The sequence below is a fragment of the Vallitalea maricola genome (assembly GCF_036985595.1).
Classification (GTDB): Bacteria; Bacillota; Clostridia; order Lachnospirales; family Vallitaleaceae; genus Vallitalea; species Vallitalea maricola.
Genome location: NZ_BTPU01000104.1, coordinates 16,082 through 27,299 on the forward strand (window position 1 = coordinate 16,082; position 11,218 = coordinate 27,299).

General features: G+C 29.8%; 12 protein-coding genes. 2 read left to right on the forward strand and 10 right to left on the reverse strand.

Annotation, left to right across the window (positions count from 1 at the left end; genetic code table 11):
* Nucleotides 1-214: 214 nt before the first annotated feature.
* The 7 genes from AACQ14_RS22830 to sfsA form a co-directional block, all read right to left on the reverse strand.
* Complete coding sequence (locus AACQ14_RS22830) at nucleotides 215-1,009, reverse strand: hypothetical protein (RefSeq protein WP_339365859.1); 795 nt, start codon at nucleotides 1,007-1,009, stop codon at nucleotides 215-217.
* 11 nt (nucleotides 1,010-1,020) lie between these two features.
* Nucleotides 1,021-1,362 carry a hypothetical protein gene (locus AACQ14_RS22835; protein WP_339365860.1) on the reverse strand — a complete coding sequence of 114 codons (342 nt, stop codon included), beginning with the start codon at nucleotides 1,360-1,362 and terminating at the stop codon, nucleotides 1,021-1,023.
* Complete coding sequence (locus AACQ14_RS22840; protein WP_339365861.1) at nucleotides 1,343-1,945, reverse strand: RNA polymerase sigma factor; 603 nt, start codon at nucleotides 1,943-1,945, stop codon at nucleotides 1,343-1,345. The genes AACQ14_RS22835 and AACQ14_RS22840 overlap by 20 nt, the downstream gene beginning before the upstream one ends.
* Nucleotides 1,945-3,339, reverse strand: a complete 1,395-nt coding sequence (locus tag AACQ14_RS22845; protein WP_339365862.1) for a DUF4097 family beta strand repeat-containing protein — start codon at nucleotides 3,337-3,339, stop codon at nucleotides 1,945-1,947. The genes AACQ14_RS22840 and AACQ14_RS22845 overlap by 1 nt, the downstream gene beginning before the upstream one ends.
* A 187-nt stretch (nucleotides 3,340-3,526) precedes the next feature.
* Nucleotides 3,527-4,615, reverse strand: a complete 1,089-nt coding sequence (locus tag AACQ14_RS22850; RefSeq protein WP_339365863.1) for a PTS transporter subunit IIC — start codon at nucleotides 4,613-4,615, stop codon at nucleotides 3,527-3,529.
* Between the two features lie 49 nt (nucleotides 4,616-4,664).
* The gene (locus AACQ14_RS22855; RefSeq protein ID WP_339365864.1) at nucleotides 4,665-5,171 is read right to left on the reverse strand and encodes a transcription repressor NadR; all 507 of its coding nucleotides are present in this window, start codon (nucleotides 5,169-5,171) and stop codon (nucleotides 4,665-4,667) included.
* 33 nt (nucleotides 5,172-5,204) lie between these two features.
* Nucleotides 5,205-5,891, reverse strand: a complete 687-nt coding sequence (gene sfsA / locus AACQ14_RS22860) for a DNA/RNA nuclease SfsA (protein ID WP_339365865.1) — start codon at nucleotides 5,889-5,891, stop codon at nucleotides 5,205-5,207.
* 245 nt (nucleotides 5,892-6,136) lie between these two features.
* Between sfsA and AACQ14_RS22865 the strand changes: the two genes are divergently transcribed.
* The gene (locus AACQ14_RS22865; protein ID WP_339365866.1) at nucleotides 6,137-6,442 is read left to right on the forward strand and encodes a hypothetical protein; all 306 of its coding nucleotides are present in this window, start codon (nucleotides 6,137-6,139) and stop codon (nucleotides 6,440-6,442) included.
* Between the two features lie 148 nt (nucleotides 6,443-6,590).
* On the opposite strand, the gene AACQ14_RS22870 is transcribed toward AACQ14_RS22865, so the two are convergent.
* The 3 genes from AACQ14_RS22870 to AACQ14_RS22880 all read right to left on the reverse strand — a co-directional run bounded on the left by AACQ14_RS22870 (nucleotide 6,591) and on the right by AACQ14_RS22880 (nucleotide 10,258).
* Entirely contained in the window at nucleotides 6,591-8,030 is a 1,440-nt protein-coding gene (locus tag AACQ14_RS22870) for a glucose-6-phosphate isomerase (protein ID WP_339365867.1), read from the reverse strand.
* A 183-nt stretch (nucleotides 8,031-8,213) separates the two neighbouring features.
* Entirely contained in the window at nucleotides 8,214-8,975 is a 762-nt protein-coding gene (locus AACQ14_RS22875; protein WP_339365868.1) for a DeoR/GlpR family DNA-binding transcription regulator, read from the reverse strand.
* A gap of 14 nt (nucleotides 8,976-8,989) precedes the next feature.
* Nucleotides 8,990-10,258 (reverse strand): MFS transporter, encoded by a 1,269-nt coding sequence (locus AACQ14_RS22880; RefSeq protein ID WP_339365869.1) that lies wholly within the window; start codon nucleotides 10,256-10,258, stop codon nucleotides 8,990-8,992.
* Between the two features lie 266 nt (nucleotides 10,259-10,524).
* Here AACQ14_RS22880 and AACQ14_RS22885 point away from each other — a divergent pair.
* The coding region (locus AACQ14_RS22885) for a PHP domain-containing protein (protein ID WP_339365870.1) at nucleotides 10,525-11,218 on the forward strand (694 nt) is incomplete at its 3' end.

Consider the following 11,218-nt stretch of genomic DNA (forward strand, 5'->3'; position numbering starts at 1 on the left):
TTGGATTAATATAGTTAAATAAATTTTATCATTTAATATTGATAATGTAAACTAATCTAAAGTTTAAGTATAAGTACATAGTAAAACGTTTCTATTTCATATCCTTAATTAATAGAACTTTTCTATAAGATAACAAAAGTCCCTATTTAGTTTATCTATAAACAGGATGTTAGACCTGTGTAACTAAACAGAGACATTTTTTAACATTATACTATTAATTTTCTATTTCTATTTCATTTTCTATCTCAAAATCATTCTCTACAATGCTTTTATTTATTTTAGGCTCTATACCTTCATTTTCTACAGTAATATCATTCTCTACAATAGTATTGTCTACATTATCATACCTATTATTATATCTTACTTCTTCTTCATACTCAGTTTGGGTATCATCTTTACCATTTACTTCAACTGTTTTTTTTACTTGTTTTAAAAGTATCAAACCTATGATAATTAATATCAACGGCATGGTAATACTACCAATGGCTCTTCTTTGGGCATATGTGAGTCTATGAATATATAGCTTTACAATCAACTCATTAATCAATATTAGTGTTCCCAAAATAATCATCCCATAAGCTGTATAGCTTTTCTTAATGTTAAAATTAAATATTGGTTTGTTAATAATTACTTCGTTATTATCAATTTTCTTTTTCAAATGATAAGTATCGAAAAAACTATAAAACCATACAACTAATAATACTAAAGGTAATAATGATGAATAGAACATCATACTTGATACGGCAATAATACCAAAAAATATTGCCATCATAAATAATCCTTGTTCCATGAATCCTAAATACATGCGTCCTGCACCTGGAATCAATGAGAATACGAATGCCCAGAATCTATTGTAGCTATAGTTAATATTTGTAGCATTCATTGATTCGTAACAGTTCTTACATAATGATTTATTACCATCAAAACAAGTACATTCTGCACATATTATTTTTCCACACACTGCACACTTGTACTGTCCATCTCTACTTGGATGAAAAAAGCATTTCATATTATTCCTCCTCAATAAAATATTTGAAACTTATTCATTACATCAGCTAGAATATCGTTAAAGTTACATATTGTCCTTTGAAACCCATCAGCAAAGAATATATTAGTATTCAATGCTAACAGATTAGTGACTAATACAAAAACACCTGTACAAATAAGACTACTGGCTAATTTCATTTCAAATGAATAACTCTTGCGTTTTGCTATGCTTCTACCTGTTTCTGGTTGCAGAGCAGCTTCCATAATCCTATCTGTCAGATAATTATTTCCTTTTATGGATGGATGATTATTAAGCAAATTAATGGTATCAATATCTACTTGTTTGTTAAATTCTTCATGTTTTTTGCAATTCAATAATCTCACCTCCAAAACCTTCCTTCATTAGTTGTTCCTTTATCTGCTTTCTTCCTCTATATAATCTGGTCTCTATAGTTTTTACTGGTATATTTAATATAAAAGAGATCTCTTTATAACTTAATTGATTGAAATGATATAATATAATAATGGTCTTATATTTATCCTTTAAGCTGTAAACAGCATCGTGCACCATCTGCTGTCTTTCTTTATATATAATAATCTGCTCTGTATTATGCTTGGAGCTGAGTTCTTTTACTGATTTATCCATGATGTTGGTTATGTTGAATATCTTAGGTTTATTTCTTCTATTCCAATCAAGACAAGTATTTATTGCTATCTTATATAACCATGTGGATAATTTACTTTGGTTTTTGAACCCTGAGAGATTTCTATATACTTTTATAAATATTTCCTGACATAAATCTTCAGCCTCATTATAATCATCAGTAAATTTATATGCCATAGTCAGAAATTTGCTTTGATATTCTTCAACGAGTTTTCTAAAAGCTATTTGGTCTTTTTCTATTAAATTTTTTATGTAATCATCCAAATAACCACCCTCTTTTTGAAACTCACTCATTAATTAATTAAAATATCTCCGTTATTAGCATTTATAGTGATTATATTATCGGAATCACCTATTGTAGCTTTTACTGACTTCTCATTATTATCCTCTTTAATATCAAAATCAAATACTGAATCAATGTTACCATAATTGGACCTTAATTCAAAAACAGCTTGTTGATCGTTTGGTATATCAATATTGACATTTCCATATCTATTAACTATATCTATTTTATTAACATTAGTATTATAGTTATCTATATCAATATCTCCATTCTCACTTTTAATCTTGATATTACTGTTTATCTTTTCTAATGAAATATCTCCATAATTATTGGATAATTCTATATCTGAATTAATGTTCTTAGCAGTTATTGATTCATTACTGGTTTCAATAGTAACCAATCCTTGTACATCATCTATTTTTACGGAAGCACCTTCTCCATTTATCTCCAGGTTCTTACCTACTTTGTTACCATCTATATCACCATCTTCTTGGTCTATGATAACATTTCCACTGATATTATCAAAGTTAGTATCACTATAGCTATTTCTAATATCTAAATCACCATCTATATTTTCCACATTGACATTTCCATTTTTGTTCTTTATTATTGTGGAACCTGCTACAGTTTCAACTTCAATATCACCATACTGGTTTTCAATTATTAATTCATCACCAATATTATCAACTTGAATATCACTGTTATTAGTCTTTATAGTAGTTCTTCTGTCAACTTTACCAACATAAATGTCACCGTTTCTATTAGATATATCAACTTCCATATTTTTAGGTATTTCAATTACATAATTAACATGAGAATATGTACCTCTATAATTAAGAATATTATTCTTAGTCTTTATAGCCAATGTATTGTCTTTCTTTCTATCTATAGAGACCATATCTTCTACTAACTCCATAGCTGTTTCTTTTTCTTCAAAAGTACTTATGTTAAATACTGCAGTTATTAAGATATCTTCTGTATCAGTTCCTTGTATCTCGATATTTCCTCTGTTATTATCTACTTGTATGTTAGTAAGACCAGTTGCTTCTTCGGTATAGTTCTTAGTTACTTCATACTCATCTGTTATATTGAATATTCTTCTAAAACCGTTCACTGAATCATTACTGTACATATAGATACTGGATATAAGAAAAGAAGAGCTATAAATTATTACCAGCAATACAATGGATGTAACACTTACTTTTAATTCCATTGTCAATTGTTTTCTTTTATAATACCAATCAAAGAAAAGAAATTCCACACCAATTAGCATTATGCTTACTGCTGAAAGAATTCTTAATATCTTATTAATATCTATATACATAAAATTACTAATAAGAAGAATGATACCCAACACTATGAGCGTTATTGCCAAAGTAAAAGTACCTAGTTTTTTATGTTTCATTTTAGAATCACATTCCCTTCATTCATTAATCAAAAAAGCTTACATATGTTTAGACGCTAATTTTTCTATATACCCTTCAAAAAATTATAAAATAATATAAATTTATTGTAAAAGCCGTTAAAATGCCCATACTAGACAATTTAACGGCTTCTTTTATAATATAACAATCACCATATCATATTCTTTCTTAACTATCCAATTTCATATCTCCATATTTAATCCAGCCAATTTTCCTAAGACCTTCTGATAAAGCTAATGTCATAACAGCTGGCAGAACTATATGCAAGACAATAATCTTGGTTATGAGAACACCTGGAGATTCACTTTCAACCATTGTATCCCATGTCATAATCTGTCCTACTAAACCAGATGTCCCCATTCCTCCACCATAAGCATTATTTTTCATCATGAACACTTTTGTTGAAATTGGACCAAGTATTGCACTAACTACAATAGGGGGTATCCATATCCTTGGATTCTTAACTATGTTAGGAACTTGCAGCATTGAAGTCCCTAATCCTTGGGCTATAAGTCCATTAACCTTATTTTCTCTATAACTTGCTACTGCAAAACCTATCATTTGTGTAGCACAGCCTACTGTTGCTGCTCCAGCCGCTAGTCCATTAAGGTTAAGAATAATTGATAGAGCAGCTGAGCTTATTGGTAATGTGAGAATCATACCCATTAATACAGAAACCAACATCCCCATGACAAAAGGCTGCTGTACTGTAGCAAATTCGATAATGTCCCCTAACCAATTCATAAAAGCAGATATGGATGGACCAATTATAAGTCCAATACTACTACCAGCTATGATAGTTGTTATAGGTGTAAGTATTATATCTATTTTGGTTTTTCCTGATACCAGCCTTCCTATTTCTATACCGACTATAACTGCAACAAAAGCCCCCAGAGGCTCTCCAGGACCAATCAGCAGAACATTACCCTCAACAAAGGCTTGTCCGCTGGTGATTTTACCCGCATAGGCACCAACCAGTCCTGTAACTGCTGATGAATACATGATTAGACTTGAGGTCTTTAGTTTATGAGCTATTCCAATACCAATTCCAGCTCCTGTCAATATACTTGCAATAGAGCCTATTCTTGATAGTGTAATTCCAATTACATTATCACCTATTAGGGATCCAATCTGTTTAATGATTAATCCAACAATGAGTGTAGAGAATAATCCCATTGCCATACCACTTAATCCATCAATAAAGTACCTATTGACTAGTTTAGTTAGAATACCTTTTTTCTTATTTTGTTTATTCATGTTATCCTCCTGTAAATTCATATGTCTTGTCACATATAATTAAAATTTTTTATATTAAAAATCCTTTTTTTTGAAGTTGCTTTTCAACTAATTCCAGTGTCTTATTATTGTTCGCTTTTATTAAATGATAATGCTCACCGTTTTTTAATCTCATAAGAGGAATTGATTCATCCTTTTGAAGTTTTTTAATAAAATCATCTATATGCTTTCTTGATGATAGCATAAGGTTAGCAGTTATTTCCCCATATACGGGATGAATAACCATTACATTAACTATGGTAGCGCCAAAATCAACTATGGTTTCCAGTTCTTCCCTTATATCTTCTTTGGTATGTTTGACAGCTAATAATTTTGTATATTCTTTTTTACTTTCATATATCATATAACCATTGGATGTAGATATAATTTTACAGCCTTTGGCTCTTAATAATGCTATATCCTGCACTATTACTTGACGACTTACTGAAAAAGTTTTGGCTAATCTAGAGCCTGTTATTGGTTCAGCACTTTCAGTTAAAAGTTTTTTGATATTATTTCTTCTTTCTAGTCCTTCCATAATCTTCACCTCTTGTTTAAAATTATAAATGGTCTATAATAATACTTCTGCTTTTTGTCCTATCATAATTTCATTTCTTGTTACTAATGAATTATAACATAATATTTTAACTCCTGCATCATTAGCTTTTATTAAAGTTTTTGCAAATGTTTCATCTGTTATGTAATTGGGCGTAAATTTATGTATATCATTCATCTGTATCAATAAGAACAAGTAACCTTCATATCCATTTGCGATAGCATCGATTAACTCCTCCAAATGTTTCGTACCTCTTTTTGTAGGAGCATCTGGAAACATTGATAACCCGTCTTTTTCTAATGTGACACCTTTTACTTCTATAAAACCTTTCGCGTTACTTCTTTCAAAATACATATCAAATCTTGAATTTTTATATTTTTGTTCTCTTTTTACATAGTTAAGATCAATTAGTTCTGGTATCTTATTTTGCAAAATTGCTTCATGTACAACTTCATTTGGTACCTGCGAATCAATATTTATGAGCATATCCTTTTTGTAAGCACTTATTAGTGAATATTTTGTTTTCCTATTTGGATTATTGCTTTTTTGTAAAAATATTTTGGTTCCCTCAGTAAGTATTTCCTTGCATCGTCCTGTATTTTTCACATGAACTGTTTCTGGATTACCATCTATCAGTACTTTTGCAATGAATCTGTTGGGACGTTCAAGAAAAACTCCTTCTACTATATCTTCATAGATCATATTTATGTCCTTCCATTATTTTTTTAAATAAAAGCTAGTAAAAAAACTCACATTATTATTATAACATGATTGTAAAGAACTTAATTATATAGTTTTTGCCATCAAAAATATAAGAAGATACTAGATGCTTCTAGTAAATATAAAATTAAAGGTTGATGCTTAGTTATAATGCATATATAATAATAGCAATACTATTTAATTAATTGAAGAAATATAAATTTTTATTTATAGAGAGGATAATATTTATGTTTAGACTTTGGGGAAAAGTGTACAAAAACAATAAGATGTTAAAAGATACTGTGATTGAACTTAATGAAGAAGGTTTATCAAAGGATGATCTTACTTATGATTGTCTAGATAAGATTTGCTATGAATTTGATTTACAACATCCTATGTGGTTGAATGATAATAATAAAGATTATCCCGCATATGGCAAAACATCTTTTAAGCAAGATCATTTTATTGAACAAATTGATTTTGATTATCTTGAAATAGAGATTATTGATGACGAAAAAGAGAAAAAGAAAAGAAGAAAAATAAGAAGATTATAAAAATTATCATATTAGAGCTAAAAAGGGACTGTCGGATAATACATTTTTGGAGATGGCTACAAGTTTCGGAAGATAGACTAGGTTTAGCTTCCTTAATATTGATGTTAAAATGTATTATCCGACAGCCCCATATATTTTTTATCTAGTACTAGATAATATATTTATCATTTTTAGCTGGTCTATTGTCAAGTTCAGCTTTCTTTTCATCATAGCCTGGTCTTCCAAACATAGCATATGTTGCATTTTTACCTTCTTCTACACCTGGTTGGTCAAAAGCATTAATGTCAAGTAGTTCACCTGCAAATCCAGTAGCTACTTCAAATAAGTATAAGATTTGGCCAAGTGTGAATTCATTTACTTCTGGTAAAGTAATAGTCATATTTGTTTGACCTGATTTCAACAAGGCGTATTCAGTTGCCATTTGCTCAGTTTTAATTAATTTATTGTGAGTTTCTCCACCTAAGAATCCAAGGCTAGGAATATCACCATAGATCTTTGGAATATCTAAAGTTGTTTTGTATTTATCAACACCAACAAATACTATAACTTTATCTTTTGGTCCTTCTGAGTATAATTGAACTTGTGAATGCTGGTCTGTAGCTCCTAATGCTCTTACTGGAGTTTGTCCTACATTAACAACATTTTTATCATTATCAAATTTCTTACCTAGGGATTCTGCCCATAACTGTGCATACCAATCTCCAATATATTTTAATGTATCAGCATAAGGCATTATAACTGATATATTCTTACCTCTTTTCATAGCTAGGTAGTTAAGAATTGCATACATTGAAGCTGGATTCTTGAATGTATTATCATTTTTGCATAATTCATCCATATAAGCTGCTCCAGCCAATAATTCTTCAATATCTATACCACACATAGCTGCTGGTAATAAACCAACTGGTGTAAGTTCTGAAAATCTTCCACCAACTCCTGCTGGAATAATGAAACTCTTGTAACCTTCTTTATCAGCTATTGGTCTAAGATTACCGTTTTTGGCATCTGTTGTACAAACAACATGTTTTTTGGATTCTTCTTTGCCTAATTTCTCTTCTAACATCTCTTTAATAATCATGAATTGGGACATTGTTTCAGAAGTGCTTCCTGATTTTGTTATAACATTGAATAAAGTTTTATCAAGCTCTATAATATCAAATAGAGATACTAACTTTTCAGGATCGATGTTATCCATTACATATAACTTTGGATAACCGCCTCTTTTTTCTTTTGACAGTTCATTATAATATGGATGGTTAATAGCTTGTTGTACTGCGATTGGTCCTAATGCTGAACCACCGATACCAAGTACTACGAAAGTATCAAATTCATCTTTAACGCTTTCAACATATGCATTAATATCTTTAACGATATCAGCTTGGTTATATGGTAAATCTCTCCAATCCATACCACCATTAGCTCGTTTTTCTACCATTGCTTTTTCAGCTTTCTCAATTTGTGCTTGTAAATCAGCAATTTCTGCTTCGCTGATACCGTTCTCTCCAACATAAGATGTCATCATATTATTAAAATCTAATTTTAATCTCATGCTTTCTTGCCAGTCTTTTTGTTCAAATCTCTTGGACATTTATGTACCTCCTAATATTTTTTATAGTAAAGTCCATTTCATAATTATTATTTGCAAAAATGTATGAAACTTTCCTTGTTTTTTTATTAATTTAAAAATGAAGTAACGTCTACTATCATTTATTGTTATTATATGACAGCATAAATTATATATAATATGAATAGCTTTGTAAATAGTAAAGAGCTATTTAATTACATCTATTCCTTTTGCTTTATATCTTTCATAAATTGCTTCTTTTAGATTAGAGTCTGTTATAATATGATCTACATCATTGAGATCGCATACTTTCAGTAAGGATACAACTCCAAATTTACTGCTGTCGGCTAATAATATCTTCTTGCCAGAACGCTCTATAAGCCTTTTCTGTATTGGAATAGTATCAATCTCGAATTCTGTTGCTCCTTCTTTTAGAGATATTCCACTTACACTTATAAAACATATATCTATATGAAATAGATTAATATAATTCTCTACAAGCTCACCCTTTAGAGACTTGTCCTTAGTATTAACAATACCACCTAGCAGTATTATTGTATAATCCAGTTCATCTACTAATTCTTCAACTACCAATATTGAATTAGTCAGTATAGTCAATTTCTTGAATTTGTTTTTTAGAAGTTTTGCTATTTCTAACGTTGTAGTTCCATTGTCAAGAGCTATTACAGATTCTTCAGATATAAATCCCATTGCATTTTGGGCTATATTTACTTTTTCTTGGTTATGGCTTTTTTCCCTTATTTTAAAGTCTATTGATCTTGGGTTTATTTGGTCCAGCATTGCACCACCATGTACACGATGTAGAAAACCTTCTTTTTCTAAATGTTCTAGATCTCTTCTTACTGTTTCAACTGAAACACCAAAAAGTTCTATTAAATAAGAAGATTTTACGGAATTATTTTTTTCTAATAAGTCTAGTATAATTTTATATCTTTCTTCTGCTAACAAAACTCCCATCTCCTCTAATCAATTAAATATGTATTATCTGTCACTTTTTCCATTTTCACTGCTATTTTATCACACTTAAGGCTCATAAGCAAAGCAAATATTCCAACAACTAAACAAACTATCCAAAAAATCATAACACCATTCCAACTGAATCTATCCACCAAAGCACCTGTAATAAATGCAGCAAACCCTGCTGCAAGGTAGGAACAAAAATCCAAAAATCCAGCTATCGAAGATGTTTTATTATATTTTGCAAAATGTAATGGAATTACACCAAGCAATAAAGTGTTAGCTCCATACATTACTGCAGATGTTAAACCTAAAAATATAAGAGCGATTATTATATTGTAGGAACCTAATTTCACGAATCCTATTATCATGAATATACTTATCATAAACAAAAGATATATTGTCCTTTTTTCTTTGTGTTTCAATTTTTTATTCAGGAAACTGGCAAACATCATACCCAATAAATTCATCACAGGTATGAATATAATGAATTGAGTGGTTTCAGTAATATCCAGATTCTGTGTCTCCATGAATAAAGTTGGTGCCCATAATGCAATAGAATCTTTTATTATCCCTTGTACAAAACAGGCTAAAACTATATATATTAATTTGGATTTTACTATTACTTGTAATAGACTGTAGTTACTGTTGTTTTTTATAGCTGTAGCCTTAGAATATTTATCACATATATACTTATCTGCTTCTTTTGGTGTATCTCTAAAAAATGAAAACCATACTATTGAATATATAAGTATGATAATACCTGGTATCCAAAAAACAAGATTCCAATTGGATTTTGCTATAATAAGTCCTGAACCTCCCCATGCTAGTATATAACCTCCTACCATTGAAGTTGAGATTCCTATTGAAACAGAACTTCTTTTTTCATATTCATACCAATTGGTTATAGATTTTACTATGGGTCCCCATAAAGTTGATTGGGCATATGCATTTATAACCCATAAAACCATCATTAATATATATGCAGTACTGAATCCAAAACATATATTGCATATAGCTGTAGTGATTAATCCAAAAAAGACTATTTTTCTAGTTGATATCCTATCTCCTATTTGTCCATTGATGAGTTGTCCAAAACCGTACACCCAATAAAATAGACTACCGATTAACCCCATGGACCCTTTTGACCAACCAAAAGTATCTTGAATCTGAGGAATGGCTACTGATAGGTTAACCCTTCCAAAGTATATACTAGCATACGCAGCCCAACATAATATAAATACTCTTATTTGTGATTTACTTAATTTAAACATATTAATTAGAACATCTCCTTTTTAATCCTTAATTAATTCCACATATATACACATATATACTTATAAAACCAATTATTTTTATTCATTATACCATAATTTGATGTAATATCAACTTATTTATAAGTAGTTTTTAAATGTGCAAACTATATTTACACATTTATACCACCACATTTACACATTTATTCATAAATTATCATTTATATTCTTGTTTTCCCAATAATAATGTGCTATAATTGCTAAAAATATTACTTTGGAGGAGGATATCCATGAAAGAAGAATTACGTTTTTTTGAGGTTACCCCTAAGATTATACTTTCTGATACAACTGCTGAAATTAAAATCAAACCATTAGCAAAATACGAGACTTTTGATTCTGATACCGATATAGAAGTCGCTTATTATCCTTTAGAACATTTTTCTACTATTGGTGAATATAACTATCAAGAAAAGTATATGGTCAGAGCAAAAGATGGTGTTATTAAACTGACTCAACATTTTACAGGAGAGCAAGAACATATAATTAAAATCACTGATACTGCAACTAAGAAATCTTACACCTTCAATTTCTATTCTGTCAGGTCAGATTTATTTAATAGAATACCATATAAAGGTGACTTACATATGCATAGCCATCACTCGGATGGTAAGGAATCCCCTGGATTTGTAACTGCGTCATGTAGAAAAATTGGATTTGATTTTATGGCATTAACCGATCACAGGAAATATTATCCTTCCATAGAGTGCCAAGAGAGTTATAAAGATATTGATCTTGATATGCTTATTGCTAGAGGTGAAGAAGTACATCCAGAAAATAATAACGTTCATATTATTAATTTTGGTGGAGATTTTAGCGTAAATGAATTCATGAAAGAAAATAAAGAACAGTATTATTCAGAAGTAAAGGATATTGAAAAAACTATAGATATCCATGATGAACATGCAAAATATGAATGTGCTTCCA